Annotated in this window: 16 protein-coding genes; 6 read left to right on the top strand and 10 right to left on the bottom strand. The window is 33.2% G+C overall.

Annotated elements, in window-relative coordinates; genetic code table 11:
• From E0Z07_RS11685 to E0Z07_RS11670, 4 genes are all read right to left on the bottom strand, one after another.
• Window positions 1-1449 (bottom strand): glycosyltransferase family 2 protein, encoded by a 1449-nt coding sequence (locus E0Z07_RS11685; RefSeq protein WP_006263355.1) that lies wholly within the window; start codon window positions 1447-1449, stop codon window positions 1-3.
• Window positions 1450-1624: 175 nt separating this feature from the next.
• Window positions 1625-2413 (bottom strand): HEAT repeat domain-containing protein, encoded by a 789-nt coding sequence (locus E0Z07_RS11680; protein WP_131540776.1) that lies wholly within the window; start codon window positions 2411-2413, stop codon window positions 1625-1627.
• Window positions 2397-2666: a hypothetical protein gene (locus tag E0Z07_RS11675; RefSeq protein WP_225581900.1), complete on the bottom strand. Its 270-nt coding sequence runs from the start codon at window positions 2664-2666 to the stop codon at window positions 2397-2399. The genes E0Z07_RS11680 and E0Z07_RS11675 overlap by 17 nt, the downstream gene beginning before the upstream one ends.
• A 996-nt stretch (window positions 2667-3662) precedes the next feature.
• Window positions 3663-4496, bottom strand: coding sequence for a universal stress protein (locus tag E0Z07_RS11670; protein WP_006259235.1), 834 nt, complete (start codon window positions 4494-4496; stop codon window positions 3663-3665).
• A gap of 319 nt (window positions 4497-4815) precedes the next feature.
• On the opposite strand from E0Z07_RS11670, the gene mnmE reads away from it, so the two are divergent.
• Window positions 4816-6207: a tRNA uridine-5-carboxymethylaminomethyl(34) synthesis GTPase MnmE gene (gene mnmE, locus E0Z07_RS11665; RefSeq protein WP_131540775.1), complete on the top strand. Its 1392-nt coding sequence runs from the start codon at window positions 4816-4818 to the stop codon at window positions 6205-6207.
• A 34-nt stretch (window positions 6208-6241) separates the two neighbouring features.
• Here mnmE and E0Z07_RS11660 read toward each other — a convergent pair whose 3' ends face one another.
• Together E0Z07_RS11660 and E0Z07_RS11655 are read right to left on the bottom strand one after the other, a co-directional pair.
• Window positions 6242-7369 carry an FAD-dependent monooxygenase gene (locus tag E0Z07_RS11660; RefSeq protein WP_233445964.1) on the bottom strand — a complete coding sequence of 376 codons (1128 nt, stop codon included), beginning with the start codon at window positions 7367-7369 and terminating at the stop codon, window positions 6242-6244.
• 128 nt (window positions 7370-7497) lie between these two features.
• Window positions 7498-7785: a mechanosensitive ion channel gene (locus tag E0Z07_RS11655; protein WP_233445963.1), complete on the bottom strand. Its 288-nt coding sequence runs from the start codon at window positions 7783-7785 to the stop codon at window positions 7498-7500.
• 42 nt (window positions 7786-7827) lie between these two features.
• On the opposite strand from E0Z07_RS11655, the gene tnpA reads away from it, so the two are divergent.
• From tnpA to tnpC, 3 genes are read left to right on the top strand one after another with little or no spacing between them, the layout of a single operon-like run.
• Window positions 7828-8115: an IS66 family insertion sequence element accessory protein TnpA gene (gene tnpA / locus E0Z07_RS11650; RefSeq protein ID WP_006258245.1), complete on the top strand. Its 288-nt coding sequence runs from the start codon at window positions 7828-7830 to the stop codon at window positions 8113-8115.
• Window positions 8115-8453: an IS66 family insertion sequence element accessory protein TnpB gene (gene tnpB / locus E0Z07_RS11645; protein WP_080592084.1), complete on the top strand. Its 339-nt coding sequence runs from the start codon at window positions 8115-8117 to the stop codon at window positions 8451-8453. Before tnpA ends, tnpB begins: the two co-directional genes overlap by 1 nt.
• A 49-nt stretch (window positions 8454-8502) precedes the next feature.
• Window positions 8503-10077, top strand: coding sequence for an IS66 family transposase (gene tnpC / locus E0Z07_RS11640; protein ID WP_006265854.1), 1575 nt, complete (start codon window positions 8503-8505; stop codon window positions 10075-10077).
• A gap of 7 nt (window positions 10078-10084) precedes the next feature.
• Here the strand turns inward: tnpC and E0Z07_RS11635 are convergent, their stop codons facing one another.
• Together E0Z07_RS11635 and E0Z07_RS11630 are read right to left on the bottom strand one after the other, a co-directional pair.
• Complete coding sequence (locus tag E0Z07_RS11635) at window positions 10085-11512, bottom strand: mechanosensitive ion channel family protein (protein ID WP_317128054.1); 1428 nt, start codon at window positions 11510-11512, stop codon at window positions 10085-10087.
• A gap of 178 nt (window positions 11513-11690) precedes the next feature.
• Window positions 11691-12047, bottom strand: a complete 357-nt coding sequence (locus E0Z07_RS11630) for a DUF4377 domain-containing protein (RefSeq protein WP_016649584.1) — start codon at window positions 12045-12047, stop codon at window positions 11691-11693.
• A gap of 94 nt (window positions 12048-12141) precedes the next feature.
• On the opposite strand from E0Z07_RS11630, the gene E0Z07_RS11625 reads away from it, so the two are divergent.
• Complete coding sequence (locus E0Z07_RS11625) at window positions 12142-12705, top strand: NADAR family protein (protein ID WP_006265088.1); 564 nt, start codon at window positions 12142-12144, stop codon at window positions 12703-12705.
• A 35-nt stretch (window positions 12706-12740) separates the two neighbouring features.
• Here E0Z07_RS11625 and rlmF read toward each other — a convergent pair whose 3' ends face one another.
• Together rlmF and E0Z07_RS11615 are read right to left on the bottom strand one after the other, a co-directional pair.
• On the bottom strand, window positions 12741-13649 hold the full coding sequence (rlmF, locus tag E0Z07_RS11620) for a 23S rRNA (adenine(1618)-N(6))-methyltransferase RlmF (protein WP_006259246.1): 909 nt from the start codon (window positions 13647-13649) through the stop codon (window positions 12741-12743).
• A gap of 65 nt (window positions 13650-13714) precedes the next feature.
• Complete coding sequence (locus E0Z07_RS11615; RefSeq protein ID WP_233445961.1) at window positions 13715-15049, bottom strand: hypothetical protein; 1335 nt, start codon at window positions 15047-15049, stop codon at window positions 13715-13717.
• A 155-nt stretch (window positions 15050-15204) separates the two neighbouring features.
• Between E0Z07_RS11615 and E0Z07_RS11610 the strand changes: the two genes are divergently transcribed.
• The gene (locus E0Z07_RS11610) at window positions 15205-16185 is read left to right on the top strand and encodes an IS30 family transposase (RefSeq protein ID WP_039328002.1); all 981 of its coding nucleotides are present in this window, start codon (window positions 15205-15207) and stop codon (window positions 16183-16185) included.

The raw sequence follows: 16185 nt of genomic DNA, 5'->3' as shown, positions 1-16185 counted from the left end.
TTAAGATAGAGTAGTCTCTATTGGTTCTGCTTTAGTTTCTTGAGAAAAGCCTTGACGTGTCATTTCTCCCCATTTAAAATTCTTTTTAGTCATAAACTGCCAGTATCCTCTAAGGCTAAAAAACACAATGAAAGGATGATAAAAAATAGCTTCAAAAGCAGATAAGAAAATAAGTTTTAGGTAATCTATATAGGAGTCGTACTGTTTCTTGACAATAACATCAAAAGAAATAGATACTAGAGACATCGTCGCCCCTACCATGTAAACAAACAATAACATTAGCCAGAAAGTCTCTAGGTTTACCTGATCTGTAAAAAATAGAAAGATTAGAAACGCTATTCCTATCAGCTCTACGATAGGTGCCATAAATTCAAATAATAAGGCATACGGCATAACTAATAACCCAAGTCTTCCATATTTAGGATTAAGCATTAATCTTCTGTGTACTATAAAAATCTGCAACAATCCTCGTCCCCATCTAGTACGCTGTCTACCGAGTACTTTAAGATTAGGTGGGCCTTCTGTCCAACAGCATGTATCAGCAATCTGTTCGATACGGTATTCTTTCTTCTGGTCACACATATAAGCGATCATTCTAAAAGTCATATCCATATCTTCTGCATGAGAAGAAGAGTCATACCCCCCTGCTTCTACTACAATATTTCTATCAAAAAGTCCAAAACCACCAGATACATTAGGAATCAAGTTAAAACTAGACCATCCCATTTTTGCCAATAAATACGAACGAAGATATTCTGTCTCCTGAAATAAGGGGATTAAACGATTAGGTGCTTTTACTTTAACAATCTGACCATCTTTTACCTCACACCCATTAGCCATTCTCATGGTAGCCCCTACTGCTATAACAGGAACTTTAGAATCTAGTACAGGTAATATGATTTTGGTTAGGGTGTCCTTACTTAAAATACAATCGACATCTGTATTGATAAAATAATCATATTGAGCAACATTAATACCAGCATTCATAGCGTCTGCTTTAGTACCTCCATTCTCTTTATCTACTACTGTTAGTCGCTTATAGTCTGGGTTAGTAGATTTAAAAATACGTTTGACAGGCTTACTTCTAACCTTCTGAATATAAGGGTAAGGAACTTCATGTAGATCAAAATTGTCAACAAGTAATTCTAAAGTTTGATCTTTACTTCCGTCATTCACAATGATTACCTCAAAATTAGGGTAATCTAGATTTAAAAGAGATTGAACATTAGCAATAATAATTACCTCTTCATTATAAGCAGGTGCTACTACTGAAATAGCAGGTGCTATCTCTGGATGTGTTCTTAAAGTATGTTCTTCTCTAGCCGTATATTTTACTTTATTTTTAATAATCTTAAAGTATCCAAATACTGCTAAAAAGAAGTAAATTAACGTAATTAAACAAGCGTAAAAATAAACTAGGTATTGATAAAAATAGAATAATTCTTCCATATTAATTTTAGTAAGGTTGTGGGGATTAAGCCAATATTCTGCACTCTCTAAAAGCTAAAAAGAAGACAGTCATTCAAATCATCTTCTTCTAGTCTATTGTACAAATAAAATCACAAAGGCGATTAATAAAAAAGTACTTAACCAGTTAGAGGTATATTAACAAGTATATTGCTTCCTAGCGCAACTCAACATACCCAATGATCTGTCTTTCAAAATCAGTAATTGCTTGTTCTTTAATTTTATTATAGGTCACTTTACTCTTATCTAAAAGATAAAGTGTAGAAAGAATATTTACTAACAACTCTTTATTCTCAGTTTCATAATACAACTGTTCTAAAAATGACAAAGCGTCTATACCTCCAATTTTACCAAAGGCAATAACAATTTCATTTTGAATAAGTTGTTCTACATAACTAAACTCCTCTATAAACACAGATATAGCATCTCGATAAGCAAAGTCACCCAATGCTTCTACAATTGCTTTCTTTACCACTGTTGAATTAGTCTGTTTATACAACCTCAACAAATCAGCTGCACTCTCTACTTGTTTAAAGAAAGCTATTTCATAGATCAAGAAGGCTTGATACTTATCATTCTTCGCTACATTCACCCATCTCATTAACAATGGCAAAGGTCTAGTAGATGCTCTTTTCACTAAAGAAGTATGAATACGAACTTCATCAAAAGCATTAAAATCACGATCAAAGTCATTCTCTAAAAACTTAAAAGAATCATGAGACGAAAACTTCATAAAAATGCTCTTTGCATGCTTTCTAATATGTGTATTCTCTGAGTACAATTTCTGAGCAATAGCAGTACCTGATACATTGTCTCCCAAATGCTCTAGCATTCTAAGAGAATGTACGCTCTTCTTATTTACCTTACTCTTTAAACGGTTCTCCCAATAGTTAGGTAAATCTAGAGCTTTAAGAATCTCGTTATAATTATTAGTGTTGTACTCCATTTCCTTTTTTGATTAGATTCACTAATAAGTCTGTTATACAAGCTTTCTCCCAATTCTTAAGCTCATTATTTTCTAAGCCTAAACTCTGTAGTACTTGATTAGATGAAATGTTTTCTTTAGTTTGTAATAAAGCATAAAGAGGTTCTTCATATTTTTCTTTAACTTTAGAGTATCGCTGCTTCTCTACTTTATTTCTATAAGCAACAGCGCCAATTCTCAATAAAGAATAAATATAAACTCCCCCAAGTAGCATAGTTAAAAAAACAGTTAGCCTTACTACTGGGGAAAAGCTCTCAAAATGTGAGCTTAAATAGTAAAAGTAATACAAGAGTGTATCCATAGCTATAATATTTTTATTTCTACAAAGTTTTACCTTTATATTGAATTACAACTACCCAATACTTTTATGTTTGACGCAATAAACTACTCAAAAACTAACTCTTTTACGTAAAACATAAACACCATAAACACCTAAAAACAAACTAGTTAAGCAATTATAAAGCTATATACTGATAAATATCAATTTAAATAATAACTAGTCTTTCGTATATTGCTTTATGAAACATCTAAACTGTACGTTTAAAAAATGAAACGCCCTACTCAAAAGGCTAAATCAGTTTTCTAATACTTAATGATAACTACAATTAAAACGGGCCCTAATTTTATAGTTTAGACACTTATATACAATAGATACACTGCATTCCAATACAGTAGAAGTCCTTCTCCATATTTTATAAAAAAGAATGTTTCATTTTCTCATACTCTTGTAAACATTATTCATTCTACTATAATTATTATGTTTTCTTTATCTATGTCTCCTACCCGTTATGGTGAGTAGTAATCTTCCTTTAAGATTGACTTAAAAAGACAAAAACTAGACTTTAATAGTCTTCTATAATTAAACATTCTGCATAAGTTACTAACTAACAAATACTAACAGAGATGTTTTATTTTATCCGTTAGTAATCGTTAAAACTATCATTAACCATACTCTATGTGTTTTTAACTATTTTAATTGGTTTTTAGGAGTTAGTTTTAATAAGAACTACACTTATACATGTTTTAGCCTAAAACATCCCGTACGAACCTACTATAAGGTAAAAAAGCTAACTACCTTTTATGAGGCCATTTAACTATTAAATGATGATCACTCTTGAAATCAAAAAACACGTTATACAGCACTAGATTAACTACAACAAAAAAAGGTGCCCTAAAAGGACACCTCTATATACTTAATAAGGAAAAATTCTTATTCTTCGTGGAAAGCTAACACAGGAACATAGTTGTGGTAACTTAATTTCTTAGTCATACTACTTGTAAATAGTTTTTCGAAGAAACCTCTATTTCTTTTTACTGAAACTAAAAGGTCAATATTCTCTTCGTCTAAGAAATCAAATACTGCTTTTTCTACATCACTGCTTTCTACAATATAGAATTTCACATTGTCATTTTTAAAGTTCTCTTTCCAACTATTAATTACAGCAGGATCTGCTTTATCTTTTGCAGTTGCAACGTGAATACATTTTACAGTTGCATTAAACCCTTTAGCCATTTGAACAATAGTCTCTAAAGTAGTTTTATCTTGTGAACTGAACAACGTTGTAAATGCAATAGAATTAATTCCATCAAAAATAGCATCATGAGGAATGCTCAACACAGGAATTCCTAAAGAACCAATTGCATTAGCTGTATTAGAACCTAAGATTTTTTTATCTAATCCTGAGTTACCATTTGTTCCCATCACTACTAAATCAATCTCTTCTTCTTTAACTCTTTTCTTTAAGATAGTATTCAAGAAACCTTCTTCTAAAATGAAGTGCATTGGAACATGGTCTAAGTTATGCTGTTTTGCTATATCTCTAATTTGAGGTACTTGATCTTTGAAATTTTCAAAATTGCTCAACTCAATAGATTTATATACATCCTGTACCATTACAGGATTAGCTGTTGCAGAAATCACAGGCATCTCATAAGCATGTAGTACAAAAAGAGTTGCATTTTGGTTTTCTGCCATTCTTAACGCATATACTAGAGCATTGTTAGCTGTTTCTGAAAAATCTGTAGGGAATAGTATTTTTTTCATGGTATCCAATTGTTTTATTTGTATAAAGATATGAATAATCTTTATGTTTTTATAGTATTTTAAAGGCTAAAAGTTGTAAAATATGCGATATAGAGCTTAAATAGCATGTAAACACATACTTTTATACCTATTAGGTATAAACAGACAAATTAGGGCACTACTCTACCTTTAATTAGCCTTATAGTGATAAACATTTCGACTTAGATTATACAAGACTAACCACGCTAGTAGTAGCTATACAAAGAACTTCTTAACCCAATAGTAGACATCATTAGATTAAATGAATTAATAGTATCTTTGCCTCATATTTAGAAAAGATATGATATTACAAGATACTATTGTCGCTTTAGCTACTCCTTCAGGAGCAGGTGCTGTAGCTATAATAAGAGTTTCGGGTAAAGATGCAATTACACTAGTCAATGGCATTTTTAAATCGATCAAGAATAAAGATTTAACGACACAAAAAACACATACTTTACACTTAGGTCATATTGTAGATGGAGAGCGTGTATTGGATCAGGTATTAGTGTCTGTTTTTAAAGGACCTAATTCATACACAGGAGAGAATACAATTGAAATTTCTTGTCATGGTTCAACCTTTATTCAACAACAGATCATCCAATTATGTCTGCGTAAAGGTGCTAAAATGGCGCAAGCAGGAGAATTCACTATGCGTGCCTTCTTAAATGGAAAGCTAGACCTATCTCAAGCAGAAGCGGTAGCTGACTTAATTGCCTCTGACAATGAAGCAAGTCATCAAATCGCTATGCAACAAATGCGTGGTGGTTTCTCAAGTGAGATCGCTAAGCTTCGTGAACAATTATTGAACTTTGCTTCTCTTATTGAATTAGAGTTAGACTTCTCAGAAGAGGATGTTGAGTTTGCTGATCGTGCACAGTTTAGAGAACTAATCGACCGAATAGAGTTTGTACTTAAACGTCTTATTGACTCTTTCGCTGTTGGTAATGTAATTAAGAATGGTATTCCTGTAGCTATCGTTGGAGAGCCAAACGTAGGAAAATCTACTCTACTGAATGCTTTATTAAATGAAGAACGTGCTATTGTATCAGACATCGCTGGTACAACACGTGATACAATCGAAGATGAATTAGTAATAGATGGTATTGGATTTAGATTCATAGATACTGCTGGTATCCGCGAAACAAAAGATGTAGTAGAAAGTATCGGTATCCAAAAGACATTCGAGAAAATCGAAGCGGCTCAAGTTGTTATCTACCTAATAGATGGAGCTAAACTAAATAGTAGTTCTCTTGATCAGATTAAAGTTGAGCTAGAGAAACTAAAAAACAAATACCCTCTAAAACCTCTTTTAGTAGTATGTAACAAGAGAGACTTGTTATCAGAGGAACAGATTGGTTTATACCAAGCAAATATCGACAACCTTATGCTGATGTCTGCAAAAGAAAATATGGGCGTAGAAGAACTAAAAGAGGCTCTATTAGGCTTCGTTAATACTGGTGCTCTACGCAATAATGAGACAATCGTAACGAATACTCGTCACTACGACTCCCTATTAAAAGCTCTAGAAGAAATCGAAAAGGTTAAGTGGGGACTTCAGACTAACTTATCTGCTGACTTAATGGCCATAGATATCCGCCAAGCATTATACTTCTTCGGTGAAATAACTGGACAAGTTACGAATGATGAATTATTAGGGAATATTTTTGCGAACTTTTGTATCGGTAAATAAAAAAACTAAAAGCGTTATACATCCTATAACGCTTTTATACCTCTTGCAATTCAAACATCATGCTGATCTGTTTATCTTTTAAGAAAGAAGGAGCAAATCGAAAAGCCATATTTCGAACAGAAGTAATTAATGGATTACTAAACTGGGATACTTGTCCCATACGCCAACTATCACGAACAATCTGAGATACTTTCTCACGGCGAATAGAAGTAAATTTATGAAAGGCTTCAACTAAAGAATGTTTCTCTAATAGTTTGCTGATAATATATACATCCTCTATTGCTTGACAAGCACCTTGTCCAAGATTCGGTGTAGTAGCATGAGCAGCATCTCCTATAATACACACTTTCTCCTTAGACCACTCCTGGATAAGAGGCAAATCATATATCTTATTTAAAAAGATATCAGCCTCAGCAGTCTGCATAATCATATCCTTAACTAACGGACTACAATCTTTAATAAGAACAGAAAGGTCTTGATTTTTAAGATATTTATCCTCGTTGACTAGAAAATACCAATACACCTGCTTTCCTTCAAGTTTGACAAAACCAAAGCGTTCTCCCCTTCCCCATCCTTCTAATGCTATATGGTCATAATCCGTAGATAAATCTATATCTAATACACCACGCCAACATACCTGCTTAGCATCTCTCAAAGGATAATCACCAAATATCTTTTGTCTCACTTGAGATCGAATACCATCAGCACCTACTACATATTCATGAGTCGCAGTACTTCCATCTGTAAACCGAAGTGTATAAAGTCCTACTTCATCCAAACTAATGTCTTCTAAACGCTTATTTAGTACAACATGCTCCATTCCCACCTCTTCTAACAAAACATGGTGCAAATCGCTTCTATGTATTGCAATATTAACCAACTGATATTTCTGTTCAAAAGCAATCAAATCTGATTGTGTCAGTATATTCAAATTCATATCCGTTAATCTCACTTTAGAGATACGTGTACCTCTTTGAGTTAATTGATCAGATACGCCTAAGTGTCGATAAACCTGCATGGCATTATTAGCGATAGCAATCCCCGCTCCTACAGGTTTAATTTTCTCTGTAGACTCATAGATAACAAAAGGAATATTAGCCTTTTTTAAAGCTATTCCCATAGTCAGCCCAGCTATACCTGCTCCTATTATTGCTACTTTCATATCTTCCATAGTTGCTTATACTTTATCTAACGAATATACAAAAACACTACCTAATCCCCTCTAAACACACTTATAAAAAACAAAAGCACCGAAATAATTATCTCAGTGCTCTTATCTATCATTTACTTTTAATTCTTTGTTTCTGGTTGTTCCTTCACATACTTTGGTGGAACTGTAGAGTCTTCTCCATCTACCACTCTATTTACACTATAATGTGGAGCGACCATCTCAATATTATTTTCTGCAAAAACATCTTGTGCATGTTGACGCAAATCAGAATATACCTTTGCTGATAACTTCGCCTCTTTGATATATACATTCAATTGATAGTCAACATAAAAATCCCTAAACTGATCTTGTAAGATAAATGGTTTCTGGCGTTTTAATGTATGCACCCCAGCAAGTGCATGTTTCATAATATAATGTAAGGAAGTAAGTTTGCTTTAAATAATAAAGAGATGAGCAAACAAGAAATTATGTACTCTCATGTAGAGGATTGGCAAGCAAGTGGATTAACACAATCAAAGTATTGTGAAAGTGTTGGAATTAAGCTGGCGACATTTAGTTATTGGGTAGTAAAGTTTAAGAGTGAAACAGAGCAAGAAGGCTCAAGTAACTTTATAGCAATAGGTGAAACATCTAAAACCGACAGTAAAGAATACGAAATCGTGTATCCTAATGGAGTGAAGTTACGTTTAGAAACGAAAGACTTGGGTGAACTCTATTCATTAGTAAACCTTGTGTAATGTTTAGTCTGAGTAGTAGCCATCAATTCTACTTGTATAAATCAGCTTGTGATATGCGCAAGAGTTTCGATAGTCTATGTGGTCTTGTTCAAAACGAGCTTAATCAAGTCGCTCATAATGGAAGTGTCTACGTCTTTATCAATCGTCGATGTAATCAGATTAAACTCTTACACTGGGAAACAGGTGGTTTTGTGTTATATCACAAGCGATTAGAACAAGGTACTTTTGCTTTTCCTATTCATAATCGGACTCAAATCAGTTGGAGTGATTTGGTACTTATGATTGAAGGAATACAAGTGATAAAAAGTACTCAAAAAAGGCGGTTTTCCATGAGATAAAACAGCCTTAATCCTTGTATAAATAAGGATTTTGACGTATATTTACTTCATGGAAATAGACTTAGAAAACTTATCGAAACAAGAACTTTTGGCACTTTTAACCAAAGCCCAAAAGACTATTTCCAAACAAGAAAAAGTAAATACTAAATTAGAGAAGAAAACTACTAGCTTAGAAGAAAAGACCTCTAAACTAGAAGAAAAAAATACAGAACTGGAATATCGTGTAAAGCTACTTGAGCGCATGAAGTTCGGTCAAAGCCGAGAACGTTTTGAGGATCCCAATCAAACTCAATTACCTTTAGATGTTGAACAAGCAGTCTTAGAGGAACAAGAAGAAGTAATCAAACAAGAGATTACCTACTCTCGTGAGAAAAAGAAACATCCAGGACGAGCTAAACTACCAGATCATTTACCCGTAGAAGAAATAGAAATACATCCTGAGGGAGATTTATCTGATATGATTTGCATTGGTAAAGAAACTACAGATGTGTTAGATTATGTTCCAGGTTACTTTAAAATCAAGCGTTACATCCGATATAAATACGCTACTAAAGGTAAAGACAACACTCAAATTAGTATTGGTGAGCTTCCAGAGCGAATTATAGATAAAGGAATACCTTCAGAGGGATTATTATCCACAATACTTGTAGATAAATATGTTGATCATATTCCTCTTTATAGACAGAAGCAACGCTTTTCAAGAGAAAACATCGATATAGCTTCTTCTACAATAGATGGTTGGACCGCTCAAAGTATGGATGCTTTAAAACCACTATACCAAAAGCTGGTGATGGACATCAAAAATGAAGGTTATCTCCAAGTTGACGAAACCACCATCAAAGTCTTAGATGAGAAAAAGAAAGACAAAACTCATCTTGGCTACTATTGGGTGTATCACGCACCTATATCCAAGCTTGTAATGTTTAATTACAGTCCTACTCGTAGCGGTAGTGCTGCACTACCTGTATTAGAAAATTTCAAAGGATATCTGCAAACGGACGGTTATAGCAGCTACCAAGCCTATGGAAATAAGTCAGATGTAACGCATCTTGCTTGTTGGGCACATGCTCGACGTGAATTTGAAAAAGCTTTAGATAACGATAGAAAAAGGGCGCAGCATGTACTAGTAGAAATACAGAAGTTATATGCTATAGAGAGAAAAGCTCAAGAACAAAACTTAGCTCCTGATCAAATCAAAGAACTTCGTCTAGATGAAAGTTTACCAATCATCAACAAGCTTGGTAAATATATGATTGCTCAGATGAATCTTACCTTACCTCAAAGTAGAATAGGTAAAGCTTTTGCGTACTCTCAAAAAAGATGGAGTAATCTAAGTGATTACTTACACAATGGAAACTTGCAGATAGACAATAATCTTGTTGAAAATGTAATCAGACCTGTAGCAATTGGTCGTAAAAACTATCTCTTTGCCGGTTCTCATGATGCAGCACAAAGAGCAGCTATGGCCTATACGTTTTTTGCTAACTGCAAAAAGCATGACATTAATCCATATCAATGGCTAAAGTATGTTCTTGAAAATATTCAATCCATCAACCACAAGAATATCGCTGACTTATATCCTCATAATTACAAGAAACTTATCCTGGATAATGTAGAAGAATAATTAGATCTCACAAGATGTACTTGCTCGGGTGCATACGTTTTAATACATGTTCTGTTCTATTTGCCACCTCGTATAGCATTTCATGAACTTTTTGCCATGGTACGTGATAACCAGCCCCTATTGTCAAATATAGAATCAGTCCATGCTCTTTAGCTGACTGCGTATAATTAACCGTTTGAGCGGACATGATATTAGAGTTCGGAATTGTGATCACTTCATTTTTAGGTGTCTTAATTCTCGTCACTAACGCTGTCTTTTCTAACACATCCCCAGTGAACTCACCTAACTTAATACGATCTCCTAATTTAAAAGGTCTCATATAAGTAATTACTAAACCTGCTACCAAGTTTCCTATAACAGATGTAGACCCTAGAGATAACATAATACCTGCAAATACAGATACCCCTTGGAATATCTGAGAATCAGAATTAGGCAGATAAGGGAATATCAAAATAAACATAAAGATAAATAGCAATCCACTGATCAAATTATAAGTAGGAAAAGCCCAATCAGGATAGAACCCTTTAATCGTAATCTTGTTAGTAGCTATCTTTTCTGCTAAAGATCTAACGAACTTCTGCACATACTTAAATATTGCAACAATAACGATAATAGTAAACAGCTTGGGCATATAAGCCTTAATACTTTTTCCTACTGATTTTAAAGGAGTCAATACATATTCTAACAATTGATCAGAAATATGTTTTGTATAAGGAAATAATTTAAATATAGCTAACAACCCAATATATAAGAATATCAACACCACGATTAGCTTAATAACTTTCGCTATTGATATAGTTGTCAGCATAGCTCTTTGATCATCTATGATTCCAAAGATTCCTTTAATTCTCTTCCCTCTCTGCTTCCAGATAGCCACTTTGCATCGTCTATAAATATATCGTATCCCTTTAAGAATAAAATATTCTACGATGATAATAGCTATTGTCCCTGCTACTTGTATTAAGATTTGTTGCCAACTCGTATTGTGTTGTTGTAATTCTACAGCAGAGATAATCTGCTTTTTATAGTACTGTGCAGCTTCTAATTTACTTTTGCTTTCTTGTGCGGCTTGTATACTATCCACACTCATCAGTATCTCATTTTGATACATCAGATTAAGATAGTTTCCAGTATCAGCTAATTTGATAGAATCTCCTTCGAATAAATAATCCTCAGCTAACATAGCGATCTTTCCTTCTATTGATTTAGCACGTTGCTTAGAAGTAAAAGAACCTATATTACCATAAACATTAAATAAAGTATCATTAAAGTTAATCACTGGTGTTTTCTCCATCACTACGACAACAGTACGAACAGTCTCGACTGGTTCAGGAGTTTTAGAAGAGGGCTTCTTATTTTTAGCCCAAGTAGACCCACCCATAATAAGGGCTGTCAATAGTATAAACAAACGAATGTTCATCATATAAAATCGCATAAAAACAATCTATAAAAGTTGAAGTAAATTTAACTTTTAAAATAACAAAAACTATACCGTAGCGAAAATATTGTTTTCTTTATTTTAATAGCGAAAAGAGTACTCCTAACAAAAAAGTTAACTGAACAAAAAAAGGATGCTCTGCGGCATCCTTACTAGTATATCTATATACACTTATTTATTCTTTTTTCTCTTTAGAAATTAATTTGACTAACACATATTCAAAATTACTATCCATCAATTCTTTATTGTGAGTTCTTGTAATATCTAATACATACATATAACCTTCTTCGTAGTTAAATCCTTCTATAGACGGTGTATAATCTAAAATCTCACCAGACATGGTATATAATATTAAATGCTCCACATCTTGCCCTTTAAAAGGCTCTATGGGTTTCATCAGGGTATAAGATTCTACTTTTACACGCTTATTTTCTCTTGTGATAGACGAATTATCATCACTACTACAAGCTACTAAAAAGCTCATCAATAAAGTACATATCGCAAAATACTGTACTACTTTCTTTAATTTCATTTTTTAATAATTAGTTGATTGGATTGCGGCTAAAATAAACAATTTAATAAAGAATAGGATTCTTTATTTTTGCACAGCATAATTCAGAATAACAATGGAGTTTGAACAACAGTATAGCCTAGAGAAACATATAAAAGAGTACCAAAGTGGAAAGAAATCAAAGTACATCTTCTTTTGGGGACATCAAAAAAGCAAAAGTAGAGAGATAACAGCAGCATGTTTTAGCCAATGGTGGCCTAGTCGATTTGAGGTCAATGGGCAGTCTTATGCTTCTACAGAGCATTGGATGATGGCACAAAAAGCACTATTGTTCAATGATCACGAAATCTATAAGCGCATTATGAATGCCAAAAGCCCTATGGAGATGAAAGCATTAGGAAGAGAAGTACGAGGTTTTCGAGAAGATATTTGGGTAACTAATCGTTATCGTATCGTGGTAGAAGGTAACTATCATAAGTTTACTCAAAACAAAGAACTTCAAACCTTTCTAATCAATACTAAAAAAAGAGTACTAGTAGAAGCTAGTCCAGTAGATACGATATGGGGAGTAGGATTAGCAGCAGATAATGAAAAAATAAATATTCCTGTCAAATGGAATGGATTGAACTTACTCGGTTTTGCCTTGATGGAAGTAAGAAAAATGATAATGAGTAAATAAAATAACAAAGGATGCTGTATAAGCATCCTTTATTATTAATATCTCCACGCCAAAATGCGGCTTATCTTATTTCCTTGCTCCATATTTATAATACGAACCTCTTTAGTTTCACTTCGTTTTAATAGTGATTGCAGAGGTTTAAGGTTATCTTTATTAGACACTAAAGTGGTGAACCATACTGCCTGTCTTTTAAAATGCTTACTCTCATAAATGTAATTAGTGATAAAGGCAAGTTCTCCACCATCACACCACAACTCATTGTTCTGCCCACTGAAGTTCTGTACTGGTTTACCCACCACTTCTTTACCTAGGTTTCTCAACTTTTGTGTTGTCTTCGCCAACACCTCAGCTCTTGACTTAAAGAAAGGAGGGTTACAAATCACCACATCGAAATACTCTTTCTCTCCTATTATATTCTTTAATATATTTCGCTTAGTAGGTTGCTGACGGATACTGATATGACTCTTTAGATGAGGGTTGTGCTCTACGATATGACTAGCTGTCTTTACAGACACTACATCTACTTCAGACCCCACAAATTCCCATCCATACTCAGCCACACCTATAATAGGATATATCACATTAGCTCCTATTCCAAGATCTAATATCTTTACTCCCTTTCCTGTAGGTACTTTTCCATTGTTCCCCTCTGCCAGTAGATCTGCTATATAGTGGATATAATCGGCTCTCCCAGGGATAGGTGGACATAGATTCGTCTTAGGCATTTCCCAATACGTCATCTTATAGTCCTTCATCAGTATGGCTTTATTCAATAAAACCACTGCTTCAGGTTTTGCAAAGTCAATTGTATCTACCCCTGACGGGTTCTTGATAATAAAAGTTGCCAACTCAGGCACCACTTGTTTTAACTTATCAAAGTCATATAAATCCTGATGTTTATTACGTGGGTGTAGTTTCTTCTGCGTTTTCTTTGCTTCTTTCATTATCTTGATATTTCATACAAAATTAGGGTTTTTAAGTGGGTTCTACTACATAAAATCTCAATACTCTAAACTTTATTAAACTCATCTAGCATAGCAGGTCTCTTAGGATACTTCTTCTTCATCTCATCTACGATAGAATCAATAATTCCTACAGCTTGCGGAAACTCCTTTTTAAGAGAAATTAATAGATTACCAATATTCTTATAATCTGAACGATTATTAGCTCTATCTGCTTCTAAAACAATGAGAGGTCTTAAAACATCAAATATTACATCAACAGTATACTCTTTTTTAATGTATTTTAGATAAGGCAATACTAAATCTAATCTACTTACTTTTTTTAACAAGTCAAATAACCTATCTACATACCCCTCTAAAGAATATAGAACACCTACTGAATTAACTAAACCATCATATGGATTACTATTAAACATACTGTGTTGTTTCACTTTACTCTTAGCTTCACTGATTAAACTGTCTATTTTTTCTTCGATGATTACTGTCCATTCTTCTTTTGTAAATGTTGCTTTTAACTTACTATAATAGGTTTTATTGATTTGCCAACCAAAAAAGACTTGTTTATTGTAGAAATAACGCATACGTTCAACATCTTTTTCTGATTCTGCAATCTCTAATAAGATAAGTTCCCATTGGTTAACAGTTCCGGGATGTTTTAATTCTTCTGCTATTTTTATTCCTTCAATAAGTAATATTTTTGCTTTCTCATACTCTCCATGCATCATCTCTCGTTGAACTAAGTTTCTTCTAACTTCTGGAATAGATATATTATCCAACATCTCTTGATTCAACTGTTCTTCTCTTCCTATTTTTCCTAAAAAGGATAATCTAACGTTAGTAAAATGTCTTATTCTATATTCCTCAGAATTACTTTCTTTTATCTTTTTATCTAAAAATGTGAGGTAAAATTCTTCCTTAAATATCTTCAAACACAATAATTCGAAAGAACCTAATAACTCATAACCAAAATCTCCGTAATCAAAATAAACCTCTTTTGCTAATTCCTCTTCAAAGAATGAAATTAAAGACTCTTTAAACTCAATAGTTATATCTGCTTCTATGATACTATCCAATATTTCAATAGCTTTAAAGATTAAATCACTAAAATATCCATTACTATCATCAGAAAAGGTAATCACATCAATAGCTTCTTCTATAAATATTTGTATTATACTACACGCATCTCTATAATTTCTTTCAGCTATAAGTTCATTTACTCTACCTAAGTATATTTCTAATTCTTTACTTAATTTTTTTGTTTCTGTATAACTGACAAAACCTCGTGAAGTATGCTGTTTAATTATTTTTCTAAAAACCTCTTTATACTTCTCTTTTATATCGACTGTATCATCCCTATCTACAAAATAAGCTTCTAAAGACACTTTTAGTCTTGCGTCTTTTTTTGCACCTTAGATTCAACAAATAAATGCAACAGCATTTAAAAGAACAGCGGGGAACATTTGCCCCATGGGGCAAATGTTCCCCGCTGTTGGCGAAAAAAAACATCTACTTTTGAAGTTCCTACACAATCAAAAAGATGTCACATTTAACGTTAGAACAAAGATACAAAATAGAAGCATATAAAAATTTAGGTAGATCACTTAGTGAAATAGGTGATTATATAGGCAAAGACAGATCAGTTGTTAGCAGAGAGCTTAAACGTAATTCAGATGGTAGAAACGGTGTTTATAAAGCCGATCTTGCTCAAAAAAAGACAACACTTCGTCATAAAGAAAAACCTAAGCATAAACGCTTAAATAAAAGTGTCAAAGCAACCATTTTGTCGCTGCTCAATAAAGATTATAGCCCTGAACAAATAGTAGGAAGATGTAAAATAGAGAAGATAGAAATGGTTTCAGTAGAATGTATTTATCAGTTTATTTGGAAGGATAAAAAGCAAGGAGGAAAGCTTTATAAGCATCTACGAAATAAAGGGAAAAAATATCGTAAAAGAGGAAGCAATAAAGATAGTAGAGGGGTAATATCGAACAGATTAGATATAGATGAAAGACCTGGTATTGTTGACAAAAAAGAAAGAATAGGAGACTTAGAAATTGATTTGATAATAGGAAAAAATCATAATGGAGCCTTATTAACTATTAACGATAGAGCCACAGGGATTTTACTAATGGGGAAGGTTGAATCTAAACAAGCTCATGCGATAGAGGCTAAAACAATAGAGCTATTAAAGGATTACAAACCTCTTCTACATACAATCACTTCTGATAATGGAAAAGAGTTTGCAAACCATCAAAATATAGCTAATGCGTTACAGATTGCCTATTATTTTGCAAAACCTTATCACAGTTGGGAAAGAGGCGCTAATGAAAATTTAAATGGTTTAGTCAGACAATATTTCCCGAAAATGAGTAACTTCGATTTAATTACACAACAACAAATAGATAGAGTTGTAAATATTTTAAACAATAGACCAAGAAAGAGATTTGGTTTTAAATCGCCTAATGAAGTTTTTGCAGATAAATTAGACAAAATAGCAACTGTTGCATTTATAACTTGA

Source organism: Myroides odoratimimus (assembly GCF_004337635.1).
Lineage (GTDB): Bacteria > Bacteroidota > Bacteroidia > Flavobacteriales > Flavobacteriaceae > Flavobacterium > Flavobacterium odoratimimum.
This window is presented reverse-complemented; position numbering and strand designations above follow the sequence as displayed.

What these genes read in the sequence shown, in the direction of transcription:
- E0Z07_RS11685 (WP_006263355.1), bottom strand. Translation starts at nt 1,449, where the DNA reads ATGGAAGAATTATTCTATTTTTATCAATACCTAGTTTATTTTTACGCT.
- E0Z07_RS11680 (WP_131540776.1), bottom strand. Translation starts at nt 2,413, where the DNA reads ATGGAGTACAACACTAATAATTATAACGAGATTCTTAAAGCTCTAGAT.
- E0Z07_RS11675 (WP_225581900.1), bottom strand. Translation starts at nt 2,666, where the DNA reads ATGCTACTTGGGGGAGTTTATATTTATTCTTTATTGAGAATTGGCGCT.
- E0Z07_RS11670 (WP_006259235.1), bottom strand. Translation starts at nt 4,496, where the DNA reads ATGAAAAAAATACTATTCCCTACAGATTTTTCAGAAACAGCTAACAAT.
- mnmE (WP_131540775.1), top strand. Translation starts at nt 4,816, where the DNA reads ATGATATTACAAGATACTATTGTCGCTTTAGCTACTCCTTCAGGAGCA.
- E0Z07_RS11660 (WP_233445964.1), bottom strand. Translation starts at nt 7,369, where the DNA reads ATGAAAGTAGCAATAATAGGAGCAGGTATAGCTGGGCTGACTATGGGA.
- E0Z07_RS11655 (WP_233445963.1), bottom strand. Translation starts at nt 7,785, where the DNA reads ATGAAACATGCACTTGCTGGGGTGCATACATTAAAACGCCAGAAACCA.
- tnpA (WP_006258245.1), top strand. Translation starts at nt 7,828, where the DNA reads ATGAGCAAACAAGAAATTATGTACTCTCATGTAGAGGATTGGCAAGCA.
- tnpB (WP_080592084.1), top strand. Translation starts at nt 8,115, where the DNA reads ATGTTTAGTCTGAGTAGTAGCCATCAATTCTACTTGTATAAATCAGCT.
- tnpC (WP_006265854.1), top strand. Translation starts at nt 8,503, where the DNA reads ATGGAAATAGACTTAGAAAACTTATCGAAACAAGAACTTTTGGCACTT.
- E0Z07_RS11635 (WP_317128054.1), bottom strand. Translation starts at nt 11,512, where the DNA reads ATGCGATTTTATATGATGAACATTCGTTTGTTTATACTATTGACAGCC.
- E0Z07_RS11630 (WP_016649584.1), bottom strand. Translation starts at nt 12,047, where the DNA reads ATGAAATTAAAGAAAGTAGTACAGTATTTTGCGATATGTACTTTATTG.
- E0Z07_RS11625 (WP_006265088.1), top strand. Translation starts at nt 12,142, where the DNA reads ATGGAGTTTGAACAACAGTATAGCCTAGAGAAACATATAAAAGAGTAC.
- rlmF (WP_006259246.1), bottom strand. Translation starts at nt 13,649, where the DNA reads ATGAAAGAAGCAAAGAAAACGCAGAAGAAACTACACCCACGTAATAAA.
- E0Z07_RS11610 (WP_039328002.1), top strand. Translation starts at nt 15,205, where the DNA reads ATGTCACATTTAACGTTAGAACAAAGATACAAAATAGAAGCATATAAA.